Raw genomic sequence first — 25908 nt, 5'->3', positions numbered from 1 at the left:
GGCATGACGACGAGGCTCACCATGATCGAGTTCCCTTCCAACGACGCAAACGCGTCCGCCCAGTTTTTCAAAGACGCGTTCGCCTTGGAGCATCTGGCGTACGGGCCCCAATACACAGACGTGCAGTTGGGAGCAGAGCAAACGCTCGGTTTCCAGAGCGATGCGGGCGAGGCACCCGCAGCGCCGCTGGTGGTTCTCGAGGTAGATGACCTGACGACCGTCCGGGCCGACATCGAAGCCGCGGGTGGGACGATTACTGTCGAACCCTTCGACTTCCCAGGCGGACGACGTATGCACTTCCGAGAGCCCGGCGGCAACGAGCTGGCTGTCTGGGTTCGAGCCTGACAAGCCGAGAATGGTCCGCAGTGCGGACCCCCTTGAGAGCGACGATGACGATGTGTAACAAACGCGCACGGTTCCCACGGGGATCGGCTGCGCCCGTGTCTCCGCCTCGTCACAAGCGGAGTCGCTCAAGGCGCAATCTGTCGCGCTCGAAGCGGAAGGGGGCGGACGGATCTTCACCGACGTTGCGTCCGGTGCGCGCCAACCGGCGGGCAGGGCCAAGCTCACTACCGAAGACAGTGGCTACCGAGACGCCAATGCGCACGCTCTGCGTACTGTGGCCGCCTTTTCGGGCCTCACCCGTCTGGTGACCAACGCGTGCCAGATCGCCGTGATTCTCGTGGGTACGTTCATGGTGATAAAGGGACACACTGAGGTGGGCGTTCTGACCGCATTCCTCATGTCTCTTCGCCGTTTTTACGGGCCGCTGAATGAACTGATCCAGAACTTCAACCTGTACCAGTCGGCCAAGGCCGCGTTGGAAAAGGTCGCCGCGGTCCTCGCCGTGTCCCCCCCCACCGTGACCACCCGACCGGGTTCGGAGAAAGAACTGCCGGAGACGACCTCGGGACGCCGGATTGAGTTGACCGGTGTCGAGTTCGCGTATGCCGACGGCGCGACCGTTCTTCCTCGTATGAATCTCACTGTGGACGCTGGACAGACGGTGGCCCTGGTGGGTGCGACGGGTGCGGGGAAGTCCACTCTGGTCAAACTTATCACCCGGTTTTACGACCCCAAGGCGGGGTTCGTGAGCGTCGACGGTGTGGATATACGCGATATCAGCGATGCCGAACTACGCCGCAATATCGTCATGGTGACGCAGGAGTCGTACCTGTTTTCTGGATCGATTGCCGACAACATTCGCGTGGGTAAACCAGACGCCACGGACGCCGAGGTGGAAGATGCCGCGCGTGCTGTGGGCCTTCACGACTATGTGGCTGGGCTCCCGGACGGTTACAACACCGATGTGAAGAAACGTGGCGGTCGGTTAAGCTCCGGGCAGCGACAACTCGTGTCGTTTGCGCGAGTGTTCCTGGCCGATCCGCGAGTGATCGTGCTGGATGAGGCCACAGCGCATCTAGACATTCCCACCGAGCGGCTCGTGCAAAAAGCGCTCGAATCGGTTCTTGCTGACCGCACGGCGATCATCATCGCGCACCGTCTCTCCACGGTCGCGATCGCCGACCGAGTCTTAGTCATCGACGCCGGTCGGGTGGTTGAGGACGGTACACCCGATGAGCTCATTCACGCCCGCGGGCGCTTCTCGCAGCTCCACAGCGCGTGGAGGGACACCCTCGCCTAAGTGTTCTGGGGCTTATCCACGGCCCCGCCGAAACGCCGGTCACGCTGAGCGTACTCGAGGATCGCGTCCCACAGGGTCCGCCGGTCGACGTCGGGCCACAGCACGTTTTGGAACACCATTTCCGCATACGCGGACTGCCACAAGAGGAAGTTCGAGGTGCGCTGCTCCCCCGATGACCTCAGGAACAAGTCCACGTCAGGAATGTCGGGGTTGTAGAGTCTGCTGTGCAGGCTACGTTCCGTGAGCTTCCCCGGCTTGATCTTGCCGGCAATCGCATCTTCGACCGCAGCGTTCATGGCGTCGACGAGTTCCGCTCGTCCACCGTAGTTCACACAGAACTGGAGGGTGAGTGCCGTGTTGTTCTTTGTGAGTTCCTGAGCGTCTTCCAGTTCTTTAATCACCGAGCGCCAGAGGCGGCCACGACGACCCGCCCACACGATGCGGACCCCGGCGGCGTGAAGTTCTTCCTTGCGCCTGCGGATCACGTCGCGGTTAAATCCCATGAGGAAGCGGACTTCTTCTGGGGACCGTTTCCAGTTTTCAGTGGAAAAAGCGTAGGCGCTCAAATACTTCACGCCGATTTCCATGGCCCCGTAAATCACGTCGAGCAGGGACGCTTCGCCTGCTTTGTGCCCTTCGGTTCGAGCAAGTCCACGTTCGTTGGCCCAGCGACCATTTCCGTCCATCACCACTGCCACATGCGTGGGCAGAATGTCAGCCGGGATGTCCGGTGGGGTTGCTCCACTGGGGTGGCGCGGGATTGCTTGGCTCATTGGACCTCCACAAGGTTGAGGGATTTCACGCGACGTTCCAAGTGCCACTGTACGTAGTCGTACACAATCCGAGACGCACGGTTGACGGCGTGTGTGTGAGCGAGGTGCGCGTCGGCCCAGTTCGCATTGAGCAGGTTGTGCAAAAGAACGGTCGCGTCTTCCCCGGCGTTCGCATCGGCCGCAGTTCGGCACGCAACGCACACGACTCCCCCGCTGGAAAAGGAGAACGCGCGGTGGGGCCCGGGAGCGCCACAACTGACACATGCATCGAGTCCCGGCTCCCAGCCCGCCGTGCGCATGGCGCGCAGTAGGTAGGCATTCAGGGCTAGCCGAGGTGGATGTTCCCGGTTGCACAACGACCGTAACGCTGCTGACAGCAGCAGGTACTGATCGCGCGTATTGGGTTCGTTTTCGGTCAGTTTCGCCGCGGTTTCGGCCATAGCGGCAGCCGCGGCAAACACGTCATAGTCCCCCACGATCCCGTGTCCAAACGGTTCGACAAGTACTACTTGCGTGACGATGTCGAGGTTGCGCCCAATGTGGGCTTGGAAGTCGACCATCATAAACAGGTCGAGACGTGACCCGAAGCGACTTTTGGTGCGACGTACACCTTTCGCAACGGCACGGACCAGACCGTGGTCGCGCGTCAGGATCGAGACAATGAGGTCGGCCTCACCAAGTTTGGTGTGGCCAACCACAATGCCCGTATCCCGATAAAACCTCACGCGTCGTCGCGAACTGCCCGGTTGACGGCGGAAATGAGAGCACGAATCGATGCTCGTGTGATGTTCGGGTGCATTCCAGCACCCCACAGCACACGGTCGCCAACGGAGAGCTCAACATAGGCGGCTGCCATGGTGTCGGCTCCGGCACCAATCGCGTGTTCGGTGTAGTCCTGAATGCGGACGTCAAGACCGAAGTGCTCGTTGAGCACGTTCACGGTTGCGTCAAGAGGACCGTTGCCATGGCCCACATAGGAACGTTCCTGGCCGTCTACCAAGAAGGCCAGCTCGATGCGTTCGGTCAAACGCGAGTCGAACTCTTCGGACTGTGATTCGGTCTTAAAGCTCAGCGGACGGAAACGACCCCACTGCATTTCAGACGCCTCGGCCGGCAGGTATTCATCCCGGAACAGTTGCCACATGTCGCGAGCCGAAACTTCTCCGCCCGATTCTGTGCGGTTCTGCACGACTTTCGAGAACTCCACCTGCATCCTCCGTGGCAGATCCAATCCGTATTCGCTCTTGAGCAGGTAGGTGACTCCACCCTTGCCCGACTGCGAGTTGACGCGAATAACCGCCTCGTATGAACGGCCCAAGTCCTTGGGGTCCACCGGCAGGTACGGCATGTCCCATTCCATGTTGTCGACCGCGATGCCGGCTTCCTGGGCTTTCTTTTCACGGTCTTTGAACGCCTTGTTAATGGCGTCCTGGTGCGACCCCGAGAACGAGGTGAACACCAGGTCTCCGCCGTATGGGTGGCGTTCGTGAACCCCGATCTGGTTGCACTCCTCCACCGTGTGGATCACTTCGTCGATGTTGGAGAAGTCGAGTTCAGGGTCCACGCCCTGCGTGTACAGGTTCATCGCAACCGTGACCAGGTCCAAGTTACCGGTGCGCTCACCGTTTCCGAACAGGCACCCTTCTACGCGGTCGGCTCCTGCCATGAGTCCCATTTCGGCCGCAGCGACACCGGTTCCGCGGTCGTTGTGCGGGTGGAGGGAGATTGCGATCTTGTCGCGGTTGTCGATGTTGCGGCAGAACCATTCGATCTGGTCGGCGTACGTGTTTGGCGTTCCGCGTTCTACCGTCGCAGGAAGGTTCACCACAGTGTCGCGTTCACCGTCTGGTCCCCACTGGTCCATGACGGCTCCCACGATGTCCACCGCGAACTGGGGTTCCGTGTCGACAAAAATTTCTGGCGAGTACTGGTAGCCAAAGTCGGCATCTCCCAGCATCGATTCGGCGTACTTCATCACGGCCTGTGTGCCTCGCACCGCAATGTCTGTGGTTTCGGCGTACCCGTTGCCTTTGAACCCAAACACGACTTTGCGGAAAACCGGAGCCGTCGCGTTATACATGTGGACGGTTGGTTTCTTAACTCCTATCAGCGACTCGACAGTGCGTTCGATGAGGTCTTCACGTGCTTGTGTCAGAACGGAGATCCGCACGTCGTCCGGGATTGCGTCTTCTTCAATGATCTGGCGTACGAAGTCGAAGTCGTGCTGGCTGGCTGCGGGGAACCCCACCTCGATTTCTTTGAAACCGAGCTTGACCAACAAGTCGAACATTTTGCGCTTGCGCTCCGGCGTCATGGGGTCGATGAGCGCCTGGTTACCGTCGCGCAGGTCCGTTGAGAGCCACCGAGGTGCCTTCGTGATCCGCTGATCTGGCCACGTGCGGTCCTTCATGTCGATCTGAATGCGGTCAAAGAACGACTTGTATTTGTGGAACGGCATGGGGGTGGGTTTTTGGTTGTTCATGAGCGTCTCCTCGTTGTGAAGTTTGGGGCCATGACAAACTCCGCGACGAGGCTTGGCCTAGGAAAGCTCGTCGCGGCTGATAAGGAGGAGACTGAACATGGGGCCATATTATGCACGCTGTCAGTTCGTTTCATAGGCACGACACCATGTGAGATTGCGCTCATCACCCGTCGAAGTCGGCAGTAGCTCGCGCTACCCGAAACTTATGCCCTTCGGAGGACTCACACGTCATACCGTCTTCGCCGGAACGGCAGGTGAAGCCGTGTGCGCTCACTGTTTCGCCGTAGTCCAGGACGCTCGCTTCTGTAGGTAGTCCACGTTTCACACAGGAGAAACCCGATGCGTTCTTTTCCACCACGACAACGGAGCCGTACGGATCCACGTCGCATTCCTTAGGGGCGTCGCCGGGGTCGTAATCAAATTCGCGGATCGTACACCGCGCCCTGTCGGCATCAATCGTGCACACAATGTTGCTTGAAGGCGACATGAACGCTTTCACGTCTTTTGCTTCGTCGCCTTTGCCGTCCTCGGAGTCATCAGTCGCGCCGTCTTCGCCGGAGCCTTCAGTGTCCTCGCCGTCAGTGTCCTCCGACTCTTCACCGCCGATGCTTCCGCCGTCACCACTGGTTTGATTGTCAGCCTGCGAGTTCGCATTTGACCGTTGCATCTGGTCGAACACGATGTACCCGCAGATCCCCAGTGCCGCGAGCACAGCGACCACCATCATGGCGATCGCTATCCCTGGAACTTTCCGCTTGGGTTTTGCGGGCTGTGCTACGTATGGCTGAGCCTGTGGTTGAGCTTGTGGCTGAGCCGCAGGATAAGCCTGTGGTTGGGGCTGTGACGGTGGTTGCTGTTGGGGTGGAGAAGGAATGGGTTGCTGAGGAGGCGACTGAGGAGGCCGAGGTGGTTGCTGGGGTTGTTGTGGCTGCTCTGAGCGTTGTGACTGGTTGGAGGGCCCGTACGACCCAAGGTCAGAAGGGGTGAACTGGGTGGTGGGTGCGGAGTAGTCGTCTGTCTTGCTCTGGCGACCCATTTCTTGGAGTTCTTCAAGGCTTAAGCTACGTGTAGCTTCCTGAGAGCTTTCGCCCGCCGCGTCCGACGTTTGGGGACGCACAAAGAGTTGACGGGTGAGTGATTCACGCTCGTGGTCACGGTTGCTCATAACCCTGTAGTTTACAGACTGCGGGAATCTTTTCCCGCGTGGCTCCCCCAAATCACAGGGTGCGATCATGACATAATGAGCGCATGTTCGTAAAGAAAACTGTGACCCTTGCGCTGTGTACAGGTGGCGTTCTCGCCGCCATCACTGCCTACCCTGCAGTTTCCGACGAACAGCAAGAACTCCAGCCACCGGCGTTGCGCACGCCCGCCCCAGCTCTGAAAGACGACCCTTCCCAGAGCACATACCTGGAAGCACCTCGGGTAAACCTGGGAACGGACCGCACCACGCAGGGGCTCATTCCGGGCGTTGGCCCCAACACCATGGCCCAGCTTCCCAGCGACGCCCGCCAGGTGTTGGTCGCGACATCGGCTCAACCTTCCGACACAGCTTCGTCGCTCAGGCTATACGAATACCGTGACGGAAAGTGGCAGCACGTTAAAGCTTTTGCCTCCCACAACGGGCGCGCCGGTTGGCGTGAAAATCGTACCGAAGGCGACGAAACCACTCCCGCTGGCGTGTTTTCCTTGTCGGATGCCGGAGGAACGCTGAAGAACCCTGGTTCTAAACTGCCGTACACTCAGGACACCAACTTGTCGGCAACCGCGCAGAACGTGTACGGGCCCGACTACGCAGAAGTTTTCGACTACGTCATCGCAATTGACTTCAACCGCGTCACGGGCACCGCACCCACCAACACCGAACGCCCGCACGGCAAGAAGATCGGTGGTGGCATCTGGTTGCACGTCGACCACGGAAAAGGAACCAACGGGTGTGTGACAGTGCAAAAGGATGAAATGGCCTGGCTTCTGCGCAATCTTGACCCGGGCAAGAACCCTCACATCGTCATGGGTGACCAGGCGTTCATCTCCAAGTGACCCCAGCAACCACGGACCCAACCACCGACCTCTGGACGGTCCTGCCTCAACACCGCCCACTGCCTCCCACCTCGGGCGAACCCCATCTTGTCGAACTCTACGACTCCCACATGCCACCTGACAGTGTCCGCGTGCAGTCCAACATGGTCATCAGCGTGGACGGCGCCGTAGCTGGCGCCGACGGCCTGTCGCGTTCCGTATCCACCCCAGCCGATATGCGGGTGTTTTCCGTAGTGCGGTCACTTGCCGATGCGGTGGTGGTGGGCGCTCAGACCGTCCGCACCGAACGCCTCACCCGGATGTCTGCCAAGCCGGCCCACCTGGACCAACGCCACGCTCGCGGGCAGGCCCATGTCCCCGTCATGGTGATTGTGACCTCCAGTGGGAACCTTCCGTGGGATCGCATCAATGCGCGCGGAACGTCACCCGTTGTGGTGGCTACGAACACCTCAGACCCGCACGTCCTTGCAGACCTGAACCGTCACGCTGACGACGTACTCACGTGCGATCTGAGCCCGCAAGCGGTGAAAGACGCCCTGGTTGCCCGAGGTCTGCGTCGCCTTGTGTGCGAAGGTGGCCCCAGCGTGTTAGCACAGTGGATGGATGCCGGGCTCATCGATGAAATGTGCCTGACCGTCTCACCTAAACTGCTGAGCACCCCGGGCGCTCCCCGGTTGTTCGGTCAGGGGATTGTAACTGCGCGAGACGTTGAGGTTTTGAGCCTGGTCACCGACGGCCAGTCCATGATGTACCGGCTCAAAGTACAGACCCGCGACTCTAGTCGTTGAGCAACCGCGTCATCCAGTTAGCGACGTCGTCGTTCCACTGCACGGGGTCCACGTTCCACTCTTTTGTGTGACGCGCCTTTTTCCACGGTGGCATGGTAACCAGGTCGTTTCGCACAGCCGCCAACGCACGCGACGGCCCTACCGGAACAAACTCGTCGTCATCGGAGTGGATCAACAGCACGGGCACGGCCAGTTCCGCCGCCCTGCGCACCCAGTCCATCCGGTCGAGGTCCAGCGGGGTTTCCAAACCGGTAAACGGACGCGCCCACGGGCGAGTGATCATGTCCAAGGTCAAACGCGCAACCGGCGTGGGCAGGAAATTCTTCCGGGCCTGGTGGTCCAAAACGTTGTACCAATCGACAACCGGGCCGTCCAAAACCATGCCTTTCACGCGGTCGATGTGACGACCTCGGGACGCAGCCTGGAAAGCGATCGCACCACCCATCGACCAGCCGAACAGCACCACGTTCTTAGCGCCGTTGGCCAGCGCCCAGTCGATCGCAACATCCACGTCCAGCCATTCGGTATCCCCCAGGCCGTAACGGGACGTGCTTTCGCGGGGCACCTCGGTGTCGTTGCGGTACGCAATGGCCAAGGAAGGCACGCCGAGGTCGTTGAGGACGCCCGCTGCCCTCAGGCCTTCCGCGCGGGAACCTGCACGCCCGTGAACCAGGATCGCCCACGTGTCCGACGGGGTGGGGTCGGTTGTGGGGAGGAACCACGCGGGCAGTTCACCTGCGTCGGACCGCAGTGTGATGTCTTGGTATGGAAGTCCGGTAGCACTGGGGTGCGGGTAAACGACCCCGGTCAGCCGACCCCAACGGGCGGTGCGCAAATCACCTCGGGTGACTGAGATGACTTCGCGCGACACGGTCTGGGAAACCGGGTCATATTCAATGATGTCGCCGATCTGAGCATGCCCTTGGCCTGAGTTGAAGAACAGGCCGTACGTTCCGTTAACCAAAACGTCGTCGTCGGCGCTCAAGTGGACGATCATGTCGTCGTCAAAGCCTTCAACGTGAAGGATCTCGACATCTTCGGGAGCAGTTTCTGGGACAATCAGGCGACGTGCAAAGTACACCGCCAGCCCCGACGACGCGACCGAAGCGAGCAAACCAATTCCGGCCCCCACACCGATTCCGGTCAGGGCGTACCGCCATCCGCGTGAAACGTGCGTTGTCATAAGAACCTCCTTGTCAATCCTAAACACGTCACGCAAAACCAGAAAGACATAAAGTTCACATAAAGGAGGAAAACATGGAGCGATCAGAAGCAGAATGGCGAGAGATCTTAAGTCCCGAGGAGTTTTATGTTCTGCGCCAAGCGGGAACCGAACGGCCCCACACGGGTGAGTATGTGAATGAGACGCGCACTGGCACGTACTCGTGTCGCGCGTGCGGGGCTGCGCTGTTCAGTTCGGAGACCAAGTTTGACGCGATGTGTGGCTGGCCCGCGTTCTTCGCCCCGCTGGCAGAAGACCGCGTGCGCTACATCCGCGATACGTCCCTAGGCATGGAACGCGTGGAAGTGCGGTGTACGGCATGTGACTCCCACTTGGGCCACGTGTTCTACGGTGAAGGCTTCGAGACACCCACAGACGCCCGCTATTGCATCAACTCGGTGTGTCTGACACTCGAGGATTAAGCGGGCGTCTGGGGGTGTCTGGCTAGGCGCCTGAACGGCTCAGGCGTGTTTAACGCCAGCCGGAAATGATGTCGACCAGTTCCTTACGGGGACCAGTGAAGAACGGGATCTCCTTGCGCACGTGCATCCGCGCTTCGGTGTTGCGCAGGTCGCGCATGAGGTCAACGATGCGCTCAAGGTGCTGGGCCTCAAACGCGAGCAACCATTCGTAGTCTCCCAGGGCAAAGCCCGACACGGTGTTGGCCTTGATGTCCTTGTAGCCCGACGCCGCTTTTCCGTGGTCGTGAAGCATCTTGCCACGTTCGCGTGGTTCCAGCAGGTACCACTCGTACGAACGGACAAACGGGTAGACGCACAGGTATTCGCCTGGGTCGTCGTCGGTGAGGAACGCAGGAACGTGCGAGCGGTTGAACTCGGCTGGGCGGTGGATTCCCACCACGGACCACACGGGTTCAAGAACCGACCCCAGTGCTGAGGTGCGGATCGCGGCGTACACCTTCTGCAGGTCTTCTACCGCAGGTGCGTGGTACCAGAACATGATGTCGGCATCGGCGCGGAAAACCGACACGTCGTAGATTCCGCGCACAACCACGTTGTCCACCTGCGAAATCGCTTCCGTGAGCTCGTTAGCCAAGTCCTCACGGTTCAGATCACCCAAGTCACCTGCGACCCGGAAAACCGAATACGACAAGTAACGGATCTGCTGGTTGAGCTCTTCAGCTTCGTGCCTCGAGGGCGCTTCGTAGTCTTTCATGCTGTCCTTTCTGTTATGAGACGCTGTACTTCACTTCTTGCTCGGTTGATGCAGGCTGGGATCCCCACGCCTTCGAACGCGTTCCCCACAAGCCCCAGCGTGGGAATCCGTTTCACAACTGAATCTACGCCAGAAACCATGTGGGCGTGACCAGGTTGGTACTGTGGCAACGCTCCCACGTGACGCCACACCTCGGTGTGCAGAACCCGGTCGCTACGCCCCGTGATCGACATCCAATCAGCCACCGACTTCTGGGCAAGCTGTTCATCCGTGTGCGTCGCAAGTTCGGTACTTCGGTACCTGCCCACACTCATGCGCACAACAGCGGTGCCGTCTGGAATACGCCCCTGCAACCACGGCCACTTGTTCGACGCGAACGTAGAGGCCTTAATAAACGTGGGTTCATTGGGCGGAATCAAAAAACCCGAACCGGTAAGCTCCGACGCACACTCCAGAACGGCCGTGACCACTGCCGAATCGGCAGTCTCCACCCGCTCAAGGGCCACGCCGGCGCCCGCAAGCTCAGAATTTCCCAGGTCCTCACCCAACGACCCCAGTAGCTGCCCCGCAACAGGCGCAGGTGTGGCTACCAACACACGGTCTGCCACCTCGGCGCGTTCCCCCTGCGGACCACTCACCGTCAGCGAATACCCAGCCCGCACACGGCTCACCTTCTCCCCCAGCCGGAACGTCACGCCCAGTTCGCGACAGCGCTCATAGAGGGCACGCGCCAAACCGTTCATGCCACCGTCCAGGCTCACAAACACGGGACGGGCGGTGGTTCCCGGAATGTTCGCACCCTGGGTCACTTTCCGGGACGCCAGAATCTGATCGACAGCGTCCAAGACCGAGGTGTTCTCCCGCGCCGCTGTCTCCAAAGCTGGCAGGGTTGACCGTAACGACAAGTGGTACGCCGACCCCGCGTACACCCCGGCAAGGAGGGGGTCCACCAGAGTGTCAACGACCTCGGCACCCAGACGCTGGGCAATGAAATCTCCCACAGACGGGTCGTCCTGCGACCCGTTCAGCTGTTCCTGCTGTAGACGCTCAACCCCAGCCGGGCTCACCACACCAGTCACATCCGTGTGACGGCCGGGCACGCCCATAAGAGTACCCGCGGGAATCTTCATCAACTGGCCGCCCACCAAGAGCTGCGACTTGTGTTCCGTGGACGGATACTGAGGTTCAAGACCCAGCTGTTGCATAAGTTCCCGGGTCTCAGGGCGGGCGTACAAACTCGCTTCAGCACCCACATCGCCGTGGGCATAACCGCCAAGATCAGAACCCACGAGGCTTCCACCTACCCGGTGGTTCGCCTCATAAACAGTCACCTTCTCACCCGCTTGAGCCAGCTCAAACGCCGCGGTCAGGCCAGAAATACCGGCGCCAATAACGGCTGTGCTCACGCGAACTCACCCGATGCAATGAGTCGTGACGACACAGTGTGGACCTCTTCCACGATCCGGGTGAGGACGGTTGGGTCAGATGTGGGGAGAACCCCGTGGCCCAGGTTGAAAATGTGGCCACCGTGACGCAGACCGGCCCGCACAATGTCTTCGATCTTTGATTCGATGACCTCCCACGGCGCGAAGACCAGGGCCGGGTCCAGGTTCCCTTGTAGTGCCTGGCCGGGTTGGACCCGCTTCGAAGCATCTTCCAGTGCCACGCGGAAGTCGACGCCCATGACCGAGGACCCCGCACGGGACATGGAGCCCAACAGTTCTCCCGTAGTCACACCAAAGTGGATGGACGGGACGTCGTTGTGGGCGAGCGCGTCAAACACGGTGCGCGAATGTGGGAGAACATAGCGCTCATAGTCAGTACGGTTCAGGTATCCAGCCCATGAGTCGAACAGCTGGAATGCGTGCGCCCCCGCGTCAAGTTGAGCCTGGATGAACGTCGCGGACATGTGGGCGAGTTTGCTCAGGATCGCCGAAAACAGTTCCGGCTCCCCCAGCATCATGGCCTTGGTTTTCTCGTGGTTCTTACTGGGGCCACCCTCAATGAGGTAGCTGGCCACCGTAAACGGCGCTCCCGCGAACCCGATCAGCGCGGTGTCGTCTGGAAGACCTTCGCGGGTGAGGGTCACCGCCTGGGAAATCGCGTGGCACATTTCTGCTGTGAGGTCTGGGATTCGGGCCAGGTCTTCACGCGTGCGCACTGGGTGGGCAAACACTGGGCCCACACCCGGTTTGATCTCGACGTCCATTCCGGCGATCTTCAAAGGCACAACAATGTCGGAGAAGAAGATAGCCGCGTCCACGCCGTGCCGACGCACCGGTTGCAAGGTGATCTCCGCGGTGAGATCGGGCATGAGGCAGGCGTCGAGCATCGCAATTCCTTCGCGTGCCTCCCGGTACTCCGGAAGCGACCGGCCAGCCTGCCGCATAAACCACACGGGAGTACGACTGACAGGCTCAGACAATGCAGCACGAGTAAGCGTTACCATGCCCTTCATCTTTTCAGACTTACCCAGCGGGTCGCCACACGCTCACTCTGCAATATGCCAAGTCTCACAAGACCTCCGCGTGGGAGCTTCACTCCCCTACCCACAAAACGTACATTAGAAACGTGGTCGCTCCAGTCCCCTTTACTCCAGAGCCGTTTGCGCAAGCCTCAGACGTGTTGCGCACATTTTGCGAATCCGGGTCCACACCACACATCAGCCTGGAAGAGATCCCCGCTCCCGGTCGCTTAGCCCCCTGGGCCTTTGCCCTCAACGGAGACGTCGATGCCAATGCCGTCCCCCACACTCCCAGTTGCGAAGATGAAGTCGCCACGGGCCGGGTAGTCCTCCTGTACGACCCGTCCGAACCAGAGTCGTGGAAGGGGCAGTTCCGGCTGGTCACCTATATCCGCGCCGAACTCGAGCACGAACTGGGCCACGAAGCTCTTTTAGGGCCCGTCGCGTGGTCATGGCTCACGGATGCCCTCGAATCCCACGAATGTAACGTGACCGAGGTGGGAGGCACCACCACCCGTGCCTTGAGTGAGTCTTTTGGCACCCTGGCAGCACGACCCGCCACGATCGACTTAGAAATGCGGGCTTCCTGGACTCCCGTCATCCAACACCCCAAAGAACTTAAGTCCCACGTTCACGCATGGGCGCACCTGCTGTCCACAGTGGCTGGGGTTCCCCCTCTTCCGGAAGGAGTCTCGGCATTTCCGGGTCGCCTCCGCTAACCCTGCTGTCTGAACCTGAGCAAGGGGTCCCTCCCGTCACCGACTCCCCGGAGGACCTCCAAACTGTTGCTACCCAACTCGAACACGGTCACGGGCCGGTAGGGATCGACACGGAACGCGCCTCGGGAATCAGATACGGCAACCGTGCATTCCTTGTCCAACTCAAACGCGAAGGCGCAGGGATCGTCCTGATCGATTCAGAAGCGCTCCCCGTACTGTCCTCCTTAAACGCGGCCCTCCACGGGGTCGAGTGGATCCTCCACGCGGCAACGCAAGACCTGGGGTGCCTGGCCGAAAAAGGGATGCGCCCCGACGCACTCTTTGACACCGAACTCGCCGCTCGTCTGCTCAACTTTGAACGCTTCGGACTGGCCTCACTGACCGAAGAGATCATGGGCGTGACCTTGGCTAAAGAACACTCGGCCGTCGACTGGTCCACCCGGCCACTCCCCCACGAATGGCTCGCCTATGCGGCACTCGACGTCGAAGTCCTGGGCCATCTGCGCACCGAACTCGCTGACCGCCTACGCTCAAGCGGCAAATGGGAATACGCCCAGCAGGAGTTTGACCACCTGCTGTCGTTTACGCCTCCTGTTCACGACGAACCGTGGCGACGCACCCACGGTTTGGGACGAGTCAAAACCGCCCGAGGTCTGGGTCGCGTCCGTGCCATGTGGGCCCTGCGCGACGACCTTGGAGAAGAACGCGACATCGCCCCGTCTCGAATTCTGCCCGACCGCGCGATGATTGCGCTCGCAGTGGAGTCGGTGAAGTCTGAAAGAGACCTCAAGCGTCAGTTTTCGCGCATGGACTCCGAGGATGCAGGCGAGTTCTTCCGCGTCATCAAGGCAGCCGACCGCCTGCCCGACTCGTTTATGCCGCCTGTGCGGAACACACCTCGAGTCAAGCGCGCAGATAGGATGACCTCGAAACAGCGTTTAGAGCACATGAAACCGGCAATTGCTCAGATTGCCAAGGAACTGGACATGCCACACGACCTGGTGGTGACTCCGCGCTATGTGAAACGCCTCGCGTCACTCACCACGATTGGCGACGAAAGTGACATTGCCGATTTCTTGCGGGACCAAGGAGCACGGCCCTGGCAGATCGAGCTGGTGACAGAACCCCTGGCCAAGGCAGCACACGCCTCGGGGTCGTAGGACGCTACTCGCTGACCTGTTTGAGCAGATCCGGTGGAAGCATGTCCATGATCTTTTCCACCATGTCGTCAATGTCGAGACCGGCATAAGACAGGATCTCTTCACGGGTTCCGTGGGGCAAGAACGAATCGGGAACTCCCAGTTCAACAACACCCGTGCGCACCAGTTCATCGCGAAGGTCTTGGCGAAGCTGGGAACCGATCCCACCTACCTTGACGCCATCTTCAATGACTGCGACCAGCTCGTGTTCAGCGGCCATGTCCAGGACCGACTGCGGAACGGGAAGAACCCAACGCGGGTCGACAACCGTGGAGCTCAAACCCTTTTTTGCCAAGGCCTCCTTGACGGCCAGAGCGCGGTCTGCCAGGGCACCGACCGACACAATCAGGATGTCGGCACTTTCAGCGTTGTTCGCGTCTGTGCCTTCTGGAACGGCCAGAATGTCCACACCATCCGAGGTGCGTGTGAGCGCGTCGATATCGGAACCGACTTTACCTCGGGAGAACCGCACAACCGTGGGAATGTCGCGAATTTCGATCGCTTCGTTGAACTCTTCCGCCAGGCGTTTGGCGTCGCGCGGGGCTGCCAGTCGCAGATTCGGCACGATCTGCAGCATTGCCATGTCCCAAATTCCGTGGTGGGACGCGCCGTCGGGGCCCGTGACGCCTGCACGGTCCAAAACAAACGTGACGCCCTGATTGTGCAGGGACACGTCCATGAGAAGTTGGTCAAATGCACGTCCAAAGAAAGTGGCGTACAGGCACACTACGGGGTGCAGGCCGCCGTATGACAATCCAGCTGCCGAGGTCACGGCGTGCTGTTCGGCAATTCCCACGTCGAAAACGCGTTCGGGGAACTCGTGGGCGAATTTATCGAGCCCCACTGGCTTGAGCATAGCTGCCGTGATCGCCACGATGTCTGTGCGTTTGCGCGCTGCCTTGACGATCTCTTCACCAAAGACCTGGGTCCACGACGTTGAGGATTTCGTTGTCGCCTTCCCGGTTGCCGGGTCGATGACACCCACAGCGTGGAACTGGTCGTCTTCGTCCTGAATGGCGGGAGCGTATCCGCGGCCCTTTTGCGTAATGGCGTGGACAATAACGGGCCCGTATTCGTACTTCTTTGCCCGGTAGAGCGCGCGTTCCATCGCTTCGAGGTCGTGGCCGTCAACTGGACCGATGTACTTGATTCCGAGTTCGTCGAACATTCCGGCTTCACGCGAAGACACCATGTCTTTAAGCCCGCGTTTCATGCCGTGAATGGCTGAGTACACGGCTCGCCCGGGAGGCCCGGACTCTTGGAGTTGTTCTTTGCCCCACGACAGGAGCTTCTCGTAGCTCCCCATGGTGCGCAGGTGGTCGAGGTGTTGTGCGAACCCTCCGACCGTAGGCGCGTATGAGCGTCCGTTGTCGTTGACGACAATGACCATTTTCCGAGGTGGTTCCGACTTGTCGGCGCCAATGTTGTTAAGTGCTTCCCACGCCATTCCGCCGGTCAGCGCACCGTCACCGATCACCGTGACCACGTGCCGGTCCAGTTCACCGCGCAGCTGGTGTGCTTTTGCGATTCCGTCTGCCCATGACAGCGCGGCGGACGCGTGTGAGTTCTCGATGACGTCGTGTTCGCTTTCGGCTCGCGACGGGTAGCCTGAAAGTCCATGACGCTGACGCAGGGTGGGAAAGTCGTTGTACCTTCCGGTGAGCAACTTGTGGACGTACGCCTGGTGGCCCACGTCGAACAGAATTGTGTCGTGGGGTGACTCAAAAACGCGGTGGATTGCGGTTGTCAGTTCGACGACACCCAAGTTGGGCCCCAAGTGCCCGCCCGTTGTCGACACAATTGATATGAGGTAGTCGCGAATCTCCTTTGCGAGAACCTGGCATTCAGCCACAGAAAGTGCTCGCACATCGGCAGGAGATGCGATGCGTTCAAGAAACGTCACGGGCTTACCTCGTGTTGTAGTCGTATAGTCGAGTCACTATCCTAACGCCTGCAGAAAGCGGACTGCACGTGCCACACAGGCATTGACGTCGCCTGTCACACGCATTGAGAGTGATACCGAAAATGTACGATGGTGCTGAAGCTCTGCCCTCACATGATCCCCACATTAGGTCTGCGCATGACGAAACTACGTTTGAATCTCACCTTTGTGGCTGTCGCCGGCACCCTCGTCACTGTACTGGTTGCGATCGGTTGCCTTGCCTTTTACCTGTTTACCGGACCCATGCACCCGGTGCGAGACGTCGAAATATTCGACGATGCCCAGATACTCGACTCCACTCTTGTCAAAAGAGAACTCTCGCGGGTAAACACGTTCAAGGACACGCGCGTCATCGTGTGGACTCGAAACGGTTCACCCCAGGACAATATCAACGCCGAAACACTCAACTGGGCACGCCAGCACCAAGATCTCAACTTGATGTCCGGCCCTGCGTGGTCCAATGGCACGTTCATCATCACCGTGTCCGTTGAGGACAACTCGACCCGCGGCTCGGGCCAAGTGGGCACGTACTTTGGCGAAGACATCAAAATCGCTAGCGCTGAAGCACAGACAGAACTGCGTGAACCCGGCTACCAATACTTCAAACAACGCAACTGGTCGCAAGGAGTCGTTGCGATCACTGAAGCTAACGCGAGACGCATGGCGCGCCCAGCCGTACGCAACCCCACCGTCTTACAAGGAATCGCGCTTGCAGTCGCCGTTTTCAGCGTCGTGAACTTCGTTTCCGCGTTCAGGCGTGTCAGGCGGTTCGAATCCGATGCCAAGGTATTCGACGCCGTCACGGTCAACGTCAACGAACGCGTCGCGGCTACGGACTTCATTCTCGACGAAGGATTCGGGGCCAAAATCCACAACGCAGCGGCAACGCTGTTGCGCAATTACACGGATGCCCTGGACCTCCGCGACTCGATTAAGTCCACGTCATTCTTCGCGCTCAATGTTCTCAACCGGCCCCTCAAGAAGCGCATCGACGCATTTTCTGACAAAACAGACCAGATTGAAAACGCCACCGACATGGTGGACCGGGCAACTGCCCTATATTCGCGTGACGAACAGAACTGGCAAGCCGTGTGGAAGCAAGAGATCGACGACACCCGTTCACATCTGAAAACTGTGCTGAGCGACCGCACACTCGCAACCAAGGCGGACTCCTCCCTGTACCAGTCGCTGTGCGAATTCGCCAAGGAAGGTATCCAGAAGCTCGACCAGATCGAGTACGGCGTGTCCTACGACGACGGAACCAACACCTCGGCCTACCTGGACCAAATTGCGCGGATCAGGGAAGAGCTCACGTCACGCATGAACAACATTCAGGAAGATGTTCTACTTCGCTCTGGCAAACAGAAGCGTTTCATCCAGGAAGCCACTGAACGCAGTCTCCGAAGTAACCGGGCGCGCTCCCACTCACTGACCGGGTACTTCGACACACGCTCCTTCTACGCGCCCGCTGCATTTGCCACCGGATACAACAACGGGCTCCGCGACTATGAGAGTTACAAAGAATCGCGCAGCAGTGGCGGTAGTGGCGGAACCACAACTGGCTACGGCAGCAGTGGAGGCGGGTTCTCCGGCGCAGGAAGCTCGTCGCGGTTCTAGACCCGCAAGTTCCAGCAGCGTTGGTTTAGTAGCGACTTCCCCAGCATTTGACCAACAAAAAGCGCTCCGGGCATAACACCCGGAGCGCTTTTTACGTGAGGCTCTTAGCCCTTCTTGACCAGCTGGCGCAGAACGTACTGCAAGATACCGCCGTTGCGGTAGTAGTCTGCTTCACCCGGTGTGTCGATACGTACGACTGCGTCGAATTCGACCTTCTGGCCGTCTTCCTTGGTCGCAGTGACGTGAAGGGTCTTAGGCGTGGTTCCCGAGTTGAGTTCGGTGATGCCTTCGATATCGAAGACTTCGGTGCCGTCCAGACCCAGCGACTCAGCGGTTTCGCCTGCAGGGAACTGAAGTGGCAGAACGCCCATACCGATCAGGTTGGAACGGTGGATACGTTCGAAGGACTCCGCGATAACAGCGGCAACACCCAGGAGCTTGGTACCCTTGGCAGCCCAGTCACGTGACGAACCTGAACCGTATTCCTTACCACCCAGAACAACCAGTGGCGTTCCAGCCTTCTGGTAGTTCATCGCTGCATCGTAAATGGTGGTCTGAGGAGCGCCTGCCTGCGTGAAGTCACGCGTGAAGCCACCCTGAACACCGTCGAGCAACTGGTTCTGAAGGCGGATGTTGGCAAACGTACCGCGCACCATGACTTCGTGGTTACCACGGCGGGAACCGTAGGAGTTGAAGTCCTTGCGTTCGACACCGTTAGCCACCAGGTACTGACCTGCAGGCGTGTCAGCCTTGAACGAACCAGCTGGTGAGATGTGGTCGGTGGTCACCGAGTCGCCCAGCTTCGCAAGAACGCGTGCGCCCTTGACGTCGGCAACAGCGTCAGGTTCGAGCGACATGCCGTCGAAGTAGTTTGGCTTGCGCACATAGGTCGAGTTCTCGTCCCATGCGAACAGGTTTCCTTCAGGGGTATCGATTGCCTGCCAGCGTTCGTCACCGTCGAAGATGGTGGAGTACTTGCTGTCGAACATTTCAGTGTCAATCGAGGTTTCGATGACCGATTCGACTTCTTCAGGTGTTGGCCAGATGTCCTTGAGGTACACGTCGACGCCGTCAGCGTCCTTGCCCAGAGGCTGCGATTCGAAGTCGAAGTCCATGCTTCCCGCAAGTGCGTATGCGATGACCAGAGGAGGCGAAGCCAAGTAGTTCATCTTGACGTCTGGGCTAATACGGCCCTCGAAGTTACGGTTACCGGAAAGGACCGCTGTCACAGCGAGGTCGTTGTCCTGGATCGCCTGCGAGATTTCAGGCTCCAGTGGACCGGAGTTACCGATACAGGTTGCGCATCCGTAACCGACGACGAAGAAGTTGAGAGCTTCGAGGTCTTCGATCAGTCCCGACTTTTCGTAGTAGTCGGTGACAACACGTGAACCGGGAGCAATCGAGGTCTTGACCCATGGCTTGGAGTTCAGGCCACGCTTGCGGGCATTGCGAGCCAACAGACCAGCAGCCATCATGACCGATGGGTTGGACGTGTTTGTACACGAAGTGATCGATGCGATTGCAACGCTACCGTTGGTGAGTTCGAACTCGCGTCCGTCGCCCATCTTCACTGGAGCGGACTTCGCTTCTTCACCTGGCTTGGTGTAGTTAGGCAGGTCCTTAGCGAACTGCGCCTTAGCGTCGGACAGTTCGATGCGGTCTTGCGGACGCTTAGGTCCGGCGATCGAAGGAACAACCGTGGAGAGGTCGAGTTCGAGGTATTCGGAGTACTCAACTTCGTTCTTAGGGTCGTGCCACAGGCCCTGTTCCTTGCAGTATGCCTCAACCAGGGCAATCTGCTCTTCGCTACGGCCGGTGAGCTTGAGGTAGTCAAGCGTCACGTCGTCAATAGGGAAGATCGCTGCGGTGGAACCGAATTCGGGGCTCATGTTACCGATGGTGGCACGGTTAGCCAGAGGAACAGCGGTCACACCTTCACCGTAGAACTCTACGAACTTTCCAACCACACCGTGCTGACGGAGCATGTCAGTAATAGTCAGAACGACGTCGGTTGCAGTCACACCGGAAGGAATCTGACCGGTGAGCTTGAAACCTACAACACGTGGGATCAGCATGGAAACTGGCTGACCCAGCATTGCTGCTTCGGCTTCAATACCACCTACACCCCAACCGAGGACACCCAGACCGTTCACCATGGTGGTGTGGGAGTCGGTACCAACGAGGGTGTCAGGGTATGCACGCTTCACACCGTCAACCTCGCGGGCCATGACAACGCGAGCCAAGTGCTCGATGTTGACCTGGTGGACGATACCCATACCTGGAGGCACGACCTTGAAGTCGTCGAATGCGGTCTGACCCCAGCGCAGGAACTGGTAGCGTTCGCCGTTGCGCTGGTATTCGATGTCCATGTTGCGTTCGATTGCCTGCTCAGTTCCGAACGCGTCAATCTGAACTGAGTGGTCGATCACGAGTTCAGCAGGAGCCAGTGGGTTAATCTTCGAAGGGTCTCCGCCCAGTTCCTTCACGGCTTCACGCATGGTTGCCAAGTCCACGATGCAAGGAACACCGGTGAAGTCCTGCATGACCACACGAGCCGGAGTGTACTGGATCTCCGTGTTTGGCTCAGCCTTCGCGTCCCACTGAGCGAGCGCTTCGATGTGCTTCTTGGTGATGTTAGCGCCGTCTTCAGTGCGCAACAGGTTTTCCAGAAGCACCTTCAGGCTGAAAGGAAGCTTTTCGGAACCCTTTACGGCGTCTAGGCGGTAGATTTCGTACGACTGAGCACCAACGTCCAGGGTGCTCTTCGACTTAAAGCTGTCGACAGTACTCATGGTCTCCTCTTTTGGTTGCGAAGATACCGGCAACTGCGGGTCTGTCCCAACGCGTACCCGGGACCGTCAGACGATCTATTTAGGGCACACATCTGTTACCTAAAGTATCTTGACATCAAGATAAATTCTATCGCATATCCCAGTAGTTCTCTACCGTCACACCCGGTCGAACGACCCAATAAATTCCACGTGTGCGGTGAGCGGAAACAGATCGAACGCTTGAATGTCACGGCACTCGAAACCGGAGTTTTGCAACCGTTGTGCGTCACGACAAAACGTGGCTCCGTCGCAAGACACGTACACCACGCGCTTACACGTCGAAGACGCAATTAATCGGATAACGGCAGGGTCAAGGCCCGCCCGAGGTGGGTCCACCACGACCGTGTCAGCGTCTGTGAGTGCGCCCAACTTCTCGACTCTGCTCACGTCGAATGTGGCCTCCACCCCGGCTCGCTGCGCGTTAGCACGTGCACTCGCAATCGCCAGAGACGACCCTTCGACACCCCACACACGGGCCCCGGTTTCGCGGGCGACCATGATGGCGAGTAGTCCCGCGCCACAAAACAGATCGACCACGTCGCCACGTACCCGCTCCACGACACCTCGGCTCAGAATGTCAGCCGCGTCCGGGTGGACTTGCCAGAACCCTTCAGCGTCGAGGTCAAACGTAACCCCACGCACGGTATGGCTCACGCGCCCTGCACCTGCAATGAGCGTGGTTCGCCCGGCTGACCGGTTCCGCCTGCCGGCAGCGCGACTCATGAGCGACCACTCAGGGGGAACGACCTCGGCGAGCTTGTGCGCAACTTCTTCACGCCCCACCACAGTCACCGCTCCCCCGGTGTCACCCACGGCGATCTCAACGCGCTCAGCGCCCGTGAGATCGATCTGGTGCAGGTTCAGGTCGTTGATCGCGGGAGCTGCGAGGGGCACGTGGGTCACCGGAACGGTTTCATGGCTGCCCGCCCGGTACATGCCAATGCGGCCACCCGTCACCGCAAGTTGGACACGGGTGCGCCATTCTTCCCCATCGTGGTGCGGAGGCGTCACGCGAAACTCTCGCTTAAGACGGTCCATGAGATCGCGGTCGAACTTGCCGATTCGGGAGAACTGATCCATAGCGGCTAACCGCTTGAGTTCGCGCGAATGCTCCACAGTGACGTGGGCGTACTCGACACCACCCACGTCCGGGCACCCCCACGCGATGCGCCTATCGGGCACGCGGTGCGGGGACGGTTCACACACCTCCACCACCCGGCCACGCGAAAACGACTTCTTCGTTTGGGTGATTTCGACGCGGACTCGCTCACCCGGGATCGCACCGGATACAAAAATGACGCCATCTTCGGTACGCGCTACAGACTCTCCGCCGGCCGCCGGCGCATCTACCGTGAGTTCTACGTGGTTCATTCGTACATCCTCATGACGCGTTCGTCGACGTGTCCGCCACGGCCCATGAGCAATTCACGGTTGCGGTTGAAGGACTTGAGCCGCCACGGCACGGTGACGACCTGCACGTTGGGCAAGAACAGCAGACGTTTGCGGAGCCCCAAGAGTGCTTGGTTGTGCAAAATCTGTTCCCACCAGCGCCCCACGATGTATTGCGGTACGTACACCGTGATGAGGTCGTCCGGTGATTTTGCGTGCATGTGGGCGATGTAGTTCATCACGGGGCGAATCAGTTCGCGGTAGGGAGAGTCCAACAGGGTGAGCCGGATGGGAAGTTTGAGTTCGTCCCATCGTTTTTGCACCAGTGCCGCTTGGTCTTCGTCCACGGCAATGGCGACGGCGGTGAGGACGTTGGGGCGGGTAGCGCGCGCGAAAGCAACCGCGCGCATCGTAGGTTTGTTGATTTCGGATACAACGACCACGGCCCGCGTCCGAGGTGGTAGCGCCTTGACGCTTCCGTCTTTGGGATTGACGTTGAGTTCGCGTGCCACGCGCGTGTAGTGGCGGTGGATGAGTCCCATGGCCACGTAGCCCACCAGCATGAGTGCGAGCGCCAGCCACGCGCCTAAGAAGAACTTTGAGACCAGGACAACGGCCAGGATCGCCGTTGCGGTGATTGCACCGATCGTATTCACGACCCGGTTAAACATCATGCGCGTGCGCACTGGACCCGACACGATTGCCCTGATCCGGCTGGTCCAGTGCTTCACCATGCCCCACTGGCCCAGTGCCAAGGAGGCGAAGACTCCTACCAGATACATGTCGATGAGGCGTTCGGCGTTGGCGCCGGTCAGGATCACCAAGATGATCGAGCTGATCGACAGGACCACCACGCCGTTCGAAAACGTCATGCGGTCACCCAAGGACGCCAACTGTTTAGGCAAGAACGAGTCGCGCGCCAGCTTGGATGCCAGGCCGGGGAATCCTTCCATGGACGTGTTGGCCGCCACCAGCAGAACGAGGGCGGTGATGAGGGTGATCGCCGTGGCGACTGCCGGCATGTGGTCGAACACTGCGTCGGCGCATTGCGCGAGAACCGGAACTTGGTGGAACTCCTCCCCCACTGGCTGGCTACGCTCAAACAGCTGAGTCGACGGATTGCTCACGTATTTGACGCCAACTTGCGTAGCCAGCCACGTGAGCCCAATCAGCATTGCGGCACTCAAGAGCCCGGTAAACGCCAAGGTATTCCCGGCGTTGACACCTCGGGGTTTTGCGAACTTGGGAACGGCCGTCCCCACCGTTTCAATACCCGCTACGGCAACCAGACCAGAAGAAAACGCGCGAAGAATAATGATCGTGACAACGGCGCCGTGCCAGTGCAGATCACCGTCGAGCGGCACCACCGACAAGTGAGCGGTAGCGGCCTGGATCTCATCGCCGCGAGCTATACGAATCGCCCCGTAGCCCACCGTGACGAGAACGGCACCCACAAACAAATAGGTGGGGATCGCCAAAAGCAACGGCATTGCGCGCCCACCGCGCAACCCAAACAACGTTACGACTGCGATCCCAATCGTGGTGATGAGGGTCAGGTAGCCTTCAAGCACGTGAAAGGCCGACGCTAAGTAACTGGCGAGAACTGCCATGGACACCGACAGCGTGAGAACATAGTCCACCAGAAGCGCTGCGGCGACTGCACGTCCAGGGCGGTAGCCCAGATTGCGGGTGGCCACATCGTAGTCGGCACCGCCACCTGGGTAGGCCTTCAGGTTTAGCCGGTAACTTCCCACCAATATGAGGATGAGCACACCAACTGCGATACCGATCCACGGTGCCGTCGAAATTGCGACAAAGCCTGAAAGCGATAGGGCCAAAAGAATCGCGTCGGGCGCGTACGCAACAGAAGACAACATATCTGATGCGAAAATTGGCATGGCGAAACGTTTTGGGAGAGCTTCGCGTCTAAAGTGATCACTGCGGAAAGGTCGCCCAACGATAATTCGCTTGAGAAGAGCAAAATTGTTTGCCACGGGCACCAATGGTACGTCAAAGGGAGTTTGGATCGTGCACTTCGTCATCATGGGATGTGGACGCGTTGGAGCCCAACTGGCCCGCGGACTCGATACCAAGGGCCACACTGTTGCTGTCGTCGATAAGAACGCCGACGCATTTGTGAAGCTGGGCAAGAACTTCACGGGCACTACGGTGACCGGCATCGGCTTTGACCGCGACACGCTCGTGCGGGCACGCACCTCGGACGCATACGCCTTCGCGGCCGTATCCTCCGGGGACAACTCCAACATTCTGGCCGCCCGAGTTGCCAGGGAAACATTCGGCGTAAAGCACGTCGCCGCCCGCATCTACGACCCTCGGCGCGCCCAGGTGTTTGAACGTTTGGGTGTTCCCACGGTGGCAACAGTGCGGTGGACTGCCGACCAAATGATGCGGCGACTTATCCCTTCTGGAGCGGTCAACGAGTTCCGTGACCCGTCCGGGCGCATGGTGCTGTCGGAGGTCCATGTTCACCCCGACTGGGTTGCCCGTTCCGTCAGTGAATTAGAGGCCCACAGTGGCGCCCGCGTCGCATACTTCACGCGGATGGGCGAAGGTATCGACATCACCCCTGACACTCTCATTCAAGACGGCGATCTAGTACACGTGATGTGCCGGTCCGAAGCCCTCGACGACGTCGTGAGGTCACTCGACGGCCCGATTACGGAAGGGGACAACTGATGAAGGTCGTGATTGCAGGAGCCGGATCAGTCGGACGTTCGGTTGCACGTGAACTCATCGACAAGGGCCACACGATCGTCATGATCGACAACGACAAACAGGCGATCCGCCGGGACCTGGTCCCCGACGCCAGGTGGATTCACACGGATGCGTGCGAGCTCGACGGCCTTGCCGACGCCCAGCTGGAAGACTGCGATGTAGTTGTCGCCGCTACGGGTGATGACAAAACCAATCTGGTGTTGAGTTTGCTGGCAAAGACCGAATTTGGAGTGCCCCGCACGGTTGGGCGGGTGAACCACCCGCGCAATGAATGGCTTTTCGACTCCAACTGGGGCGTCGATGTGGCGGTGTCCACCCCTCGGCTCATGACCGCCTTGGTGGAAGAGGCGGTCGAGGTGGGTAACCTGGTGCAACTTCTGACCTTGCAACAGGCTGGCACCACCCTCATGGAGATGACACTCCACGAAGCGTCGGAGGTCTTGGGCAAACGGGTCGGCGACATCGACCTCCCCCAGGACACCGTTCTGGTGGCTGTTGTCCGTTCAGACCGGGCTTTCGCGCCTCAAGACGACGACACCCTGGTCGACGGCGACGAGCTGTTCTTCCTCGCGAACACCTCGGCAAAACCGCGTTTGCGCGAGCTGTTTAGCTAGTTTCTCCACCTACGTTGGTGAGCAGCTCGTATTCGGGGTTGAGCGTCACCAGGTCGCCGTCCACGGTTGTGAACCGCCCGCACACGGTGACCGGGCGGCCCACCGTGAGTCCAGGAACGTCGCGCCGTCCCATGAAAACGGCGTGAATTTCAGTACGCCCGTCTGACACGGTGATTTCTAGCCGAGGTGGTTCCAACGGGGTGGAGCGAGTCACCGAGGACACGACACCTCGGGCGCACAACTGTTCGCGGGCGCGCACGTCCGCGAAGTT

23 protein-coding genes are annotated in these 25908 nt (G+C 59.5%); 10 read left to right on the top strand and 13 right to left on the bottom strand.

What is annotated here, in order from left to right; all coding sequences use genetic code 11:
- Nucleotides 1-3: 3 nt before the first annotated feature.
- Both JOE56_RS09970 and JOE56_RS09965 read left to right on the top strand, forming a co-directional pair.
- On the top strand, nt 4-345 hold the full coding sequence (locus tag JOE56_RS09970) for a VOC family protein (protein ID WP_204515847.1): 342 nt from the start codon (nt 4-6) through the stop codon (nt 343-345).
- Nucleotides 346-619: 274 nt separating this feature from the next.
- The gene (locus JOE56_RS09965; RefSeq protein WP_420867789.1) at nt 620-1645 is read left to right on the top strand and encodes an ABC transporter ATP-binding protein; all 1026 of its coding nucleotides are present in this window, start codon (nt 620-622) and stop codon (nt 1643-1645) included.
- Here JOE56_RS09965 and JOE56_RS09960 read toward each other — a convergent pair.
- From JOE56_RS09960 to JOE56_RS09945, 4 genes are all read right to left on the bottom strand, one after another.
- Nucleotides 1642-2418, bottom strand: a complete 777-nt coding sequence (locus tag JOE56_RS09960) for an isoprenyl transferase (RefSeq protein WP_204515846.1) — start codon at nt 2416-2418, stop codon at nt 1642-1644. The two genes, JOE56_RS09965 and JOE56_RS09960, sit on opposite strands and share 4 nt — an antisense overlap.
- Nucleotides 2415-3143: a DNA repair protein RecO gene (recO, locus tag JOE56_RS09955; protein ID WP_204515845.1), complete on the bottom strand. Its 729-nt coding sequence runs from the start codon at nt 3141-3143 to the stop codon at nt 2415-2417. The genes JOE56_RS09960 and recO overlap by 4 nt, the downstream gene beginning before the upstream one ends.
- Complete coding sequence (gene leuA, locus JOE56_RS09950; RefSeq protein WP_102238204.1) at nt 3140-4900, bottom strand: 2-isopropylmalate synthase; 1761 nt, start codon at nt 4898-4900, stop codon at nt 3140-3142. Before leuA ends, recO begins: the two co-directional genes overlap by 4 nt.
- 163 nt (nt 4901-5063) lie before the next feature.
- A complete protein-coding gene (locus JOE56_RS09945; RefSeq protein WP_204515844.1) occupies nt 5064-6065 on the bottom strand; it encodes a DUF6636 domain-containing protein in 1002 nt (333 codons plus the stop codon).
- Nucleotides 6066-6148: 83 nt separating this feature from the next.
- Between JOE56_RS09945 and JOE56_RS09940 the strand changes: the two genes are divergently transcribed.
- Nucleotides 6149-6940, top strand: coding sequence for a L,D-transpeptidase family protein (locus JOE56_RS09940; protein WP_102238207.1), 792 nt, complete (start codon nt 6149-6151; stop codon nt 6938-6940).
- Nucleotides 6937-7728 carry a dihydrofolate reductase family protein gene (locus JOE56_RS09935; protein WP_204515843.1) on the top strand — a complete coding sequence of 264 codons (792 nt, stop codon included), beginning with the start codon at nt 6937-6939 and terminating at the stop codon, nt 7726-7728. The genes JOE56_RS09940 and JOE56_RS09935 overlap by 4 nt, the downstream gene beginning before the upstream one ends.
- Here the strand turns inward: JOE56_RS09935 and JOE56_RS09930 are convergent.
- The gene (locus JOE56_RS09930) at nt 7718-8911 is read right to left on the bottom strand and encodes an alpha/beta hydrolase family protein (RefSeq protein ID WP_180965283.1); all 1194 of its coding nucleotides are present in this window, start codon (nt 8909-8911) and stop codon (nt 7718-7720) included. The two genes, JOE56_RS09935 and JOE56_RS09930, sit on opposite strands and share 11 nt — an antisense overlap.
- A 74-nt stretch (nt 8912-8985) precedes the next feature.
- On the opposite strand from JOE56_RS09930, the gene msrB reads away from it, so the two are divergent.
- Nucleotides 8986-9372 carry a peptide-methionine (R)-S-oxide reductase MsrB gene (msrB, locus tag JOE56_RS09925; protein WP_204515842.1) on the top strand — a complete coding sequence of 129 codons (387 nt, stop codon included), beginning with the start codon at nt 8986-8988 and terminating at the stop codon, nt 9370-9372.
- A 49-nt stretch (nt 9373-9421) separates the two neighbouring features.
- On the opposite strand, the gene hemQ is transcribed toward msrB, so the two are convergent.
- Genes hemQ through hemE form a run of 3 tightly spaced genes read right to left on the bottom strand, consistent with a single transcriptional unit; the run spans nt 9422 to nt 12575 of the window.
- Entirely contained in the window at nt 9422-10126 is a 705-nt protein-coding gene (hemQ, locus tag JOE56_RS09920) for a hydrogen peroxide-dependent heme synthase (RefSeq protein WP_204515841.1), read from the bottom strand.
- Nucleotides 10123-11532: a protoporphyrinogen oxidase gene (gene hemG / locus JOE56_RS09915; protein WP_102238212.1), complete on the bottom strand. Its 1410-nt coding sequence runs from the start codon at nt 11530-11532 to the stop codon at nt 10123-10125. The genes hemQ and hemG overlap by 4 nt, the downstream gene beginning before the upstream one ends.
- Nucleotides 11529-12575 (bottom strand): uroporphyrinogen decarboxylase, encoded by a 1047-nt coding sequence (gene hemE / locus JOE56_RS09910; protein ID WP_102238213.1) that lies wholly within the window; start codon nt 12573-12575, stop codon nt 11529-11531. The genes hemG and hemE overlap by 4 nt, the downstream gene beginning before the upstream one ends.
- 122 nt (nt 12576-12697) lie before the next feature.
- On the opposite strand from hemE, the gene JOE56_RS09905 reads away from it, so the two are divergent.
- Together JOE56_RS09905 and JOE56_RS09900 are read left to right on the top strand one after the other, a co-directional pair.
- Nucleotides 12698-13309, top strand: a complete 612-nt coding sequence (locus JOE56_RS09905; protein WP_204515840.1) for a DUF3000 domain-containing protein — start codon at nt 12698-12700, stop codon at nt 13307-13309.
- Nucleotides 13228-14469, top strand: a complete 1242-nt coding sequence (locus JOE56_RS09900; protein ID WP_239530428.1) for an HRDC domain-containing protein — start codon at nt 13228-13230, stop codon at nt 14467-14469. Before JOE56_RS09905 ends, JOE56_RS09900 begins: the two co-directional genes overlap by 82 nt.
- Before the next feature lie 4 nt (nt 14470-14473).
- On the opposite strand, the gene dxs is transcribed toward JOE56_RS09900, so the two are convergent.
- Nucleotides 14474-16411, bottom strand: coding sequence for a 1-deoxy-D-xylulose-5-phosphate synthase (dxs, locus tag JOE56_RS09895; protein WP_204515839.1), 1938 nt, complete (start codon nt 16409-16411; stop codon nt 14474-14476).
- A 177-nt stretch (nt 16412-16588) separates the two neighbouring features.
- Here dxs and JOE56_RS09890 point away from each other — a divergent pair, with 177 nt between their 5' ends.
- Complete coding sequence (locus tag JOE56_RS09890) at nt 16589-18067, top strand: DUF5129 domain-containing protein (protein WP_204515838.1); 1479 nt, start codon at nt 16589-16591, stop codon at nt 18065-18067.
- 104 nt (nt 18068-18171) lie between these two features.
- Here the strand turns inward: JOE56_RS09890 and acnA are convergent, their stop codons facing one another.
- The 3 genes from acnA to JOE56_RS09875 all read right to left on the bottom strand — a co-directional run bounded on the left by acnA (nt 18172) and on the right by JOE56_RS09875 (nt 24185).
- Complete coding sequence (gene acnA / locus JOE56_RS09885; protein ID WP_204515837.1) at nt 18172-20859, bottom strand: aconitate hydratase AcnA; 2688 nt, start codon at nt 20857-20859, stop codon at nt 18172-18174.
- Between the two features lie 156 nt (nt 20860-21015).
- Nucleotides 21016-22269 carry a class I SAM-dependent RNA methyltransferase gene (locus tag JOE56_RS09880; RefSeq protein WP_204515836.1) on the bottom strand — a complete coding sequence of 418 codons (1254 nt, stop codon included), beginning with the start codon at nt 22267-22269 and terminating at the stop codon, nt 21016-21018.
- Nucleotides 22266-24185, bottom strand: a complete 1920-nt coding sequence (locus tag JOE56_RS09875) for an APC family permease (RefSeq protein WP_239530427.1) — start codon at nt 24183-24185, stop codon at nt 22266-22268. Before JOE56_RS09875 ends, JOE56_RS09880 begins: the two co-directional genes overlap by 4 nt.
- Nucleotides 24186-24315: 130 nt before the next feature.
- Here JOE56_RS09875 and JOE56_RS09870 point away from each other — a divergent pair, with 130 nt between their 5' ends.
- The gene (locus JOE56_RS09870) at nt 24316-24984 is read left to right on the top strand and encodes an NAD-binding protein (protein ID WP_204515834.1); all 669 of its coding nucleotides are present in this window, start codon (nt 24316-24318) and stop codon (nt 24982-24984) included.
- Nucleotides 24984-25637 (top strand): potassium channel family protein, encoded by a 654-nt coding sequence (locus JOE56_RS09865; RefSeq protein WP_102238367.1) that lies wholly within the window; start codon nt 24984-24986, stop codon nt 25635-25637. The genes JOE56_RS09870 and JOE56_RS09865 overlap by 1 nt, the downstream gene beginning before the upstream one ends.
- On the opposite strand, the gene JOE56_RS09860 is transcribed toward JOE56_RS09865, so the two are convergent.
- Complete coding sequence (locus tag JOE56_RS09860; RefSeq protein WP_146004621.1) at nt 25630-25896, bottom strand: single stranded DNA-binding domain-containing protein; 267 nt, start codon at nt 25894-25896, stop codon at nt 25630-25632. The two genes, JOE56_RS09865 and JOE56_RS09860, sit on opposite strands and share 8 nt — an antisense overlap.
- Between the last annotated feature and the right edge of the window lie 12 nt (nt 25897-25908).

The organism is Brevibacterium paucivorans (assembly GCF_016907735.1).
GTDB lineage: Bacteria > Actinomycetota > Actinomycetes > Actinomycetales > Brevibacteriaceae > Brevibacterium > Brevibacterium paucivorans.
The sequence above is the reverse complement of the archived record's forward strand: the minus strand, read 5'-3'. Positions and strand labels throughout refer to the sequence as shown.

What these genes read in the sequence shown, in the direction of transcription:
- JOE56_RS09970 (WP_204515847.1), top strand. Translation starts at nt 4, where the DNA reads ATGACGACGAGGCTCACCATGATCGAGTTCCCTTCCAACGACGCAAAC.
- JOE56_RS09960 (WP_204515846.1), bottom strand. Translation starts at nt 2,418, where the DNA reads ATGAGCCAAGCAATCCCGCGCCACCCCAGTGGAGCAACCCCACCGGAC.
- leuA (WP_102238204.1), bottom strand. Translation starts at nt 4,900, where the DNA reads ATGAACAACCAAAAACCCACCCCCATGCCGTTCCACAAATACAAGTCG.
- JOE56_RS09945 (WP_204515844.1), bottom strand. Translation starts at nt 6,065, where the DNA reads ATGAGCAACCGTGACCACGAGCGTGAATCACTCACCCGTCAACTCTTT.
- JOE56_RS09940 (WP_102238207.1), top strand. Translation starts at nt 6,149, where the DNA reads ATGTTCGTAAAGAAAACTGTGACCCTTGCGCTGTGTACAGGTGGCGTT.
- JOE56_RS09930 (WP_180965283.1), bottom strand. Translation starts at nt 8,911, where the DNA reads ATGACAACGCACGTTTCACGCGGATGGCGGTACGCCCTGACCGGAATC.
- msrB (WP_204515842.1), top strand. Translation starts at nt 8,986, where the DNA reads ATGGAGCGATCAGAAGCAGAATGGCGAGAGATCTTAAGTCCCGAGGAG.
- hemQ (WP_204515841.1), bottom strand. Translation starts at nt 10,126, where the DNA reads ATGAAAGACTACGAAGCGCCCTCGAGGCACGAAGCTGAAGAGCTCAAC.
- hemE (WP_102238213.1), bottom strand. Translation starts at nt 12,575, where the DNA reads ATGGTAACGCTTACTCGTGCTGCATTGTCTGAGCCTGTCAGTCGTACT.
- JOE56_RS09900 (WP_239530428.1), top strand. Translation starts at nt 13,228, where the DNA reads ATGGGCGCACCTGCTGTCCACAGTGGCTGGGGTTCCCCCTCTTCCGGA.
- JOE56_RS09890 (WP_204515838.1), top strand. Translation starts at nt 16,589, where the DNA reads ATGACGAAACTACGTTTGAATCTCACCTTTGTGGCTGTCGCCGGCACC.
- acnA (WP_204515837.1), bottom strand. Translation starts at nt 20,859, where the DNA reads ATGAGTACTGTCGACAGCTTTAAGTCGAAGAGCACCCTGGACGTTGGT.
- JOE56_RS09880 (WP_204515836.1), bottom strand. Translation starts at nt 22,269, where the DNA reads ATGAACCACGTAGAACTCACGGTAGATGCGCCGGCGGCCGGCGGAGAG.
- JOE56_RS09875 (WP_239530427.1), bottom strand. Translation starts at nt 24,185, where the DNA reads ATGCCAATTTTCGCATCAGATATGTTGTCTTCTGTTGCGTACGCGCCC.
- JOE56_RS09865 (WP_102238367.1), top strand. Translation starts at nt 24,984, where the DNA reads ATGAAGGTCGTGATTGCAGGAGCCGGATCAGTCGGACGTTCGGTTGCA.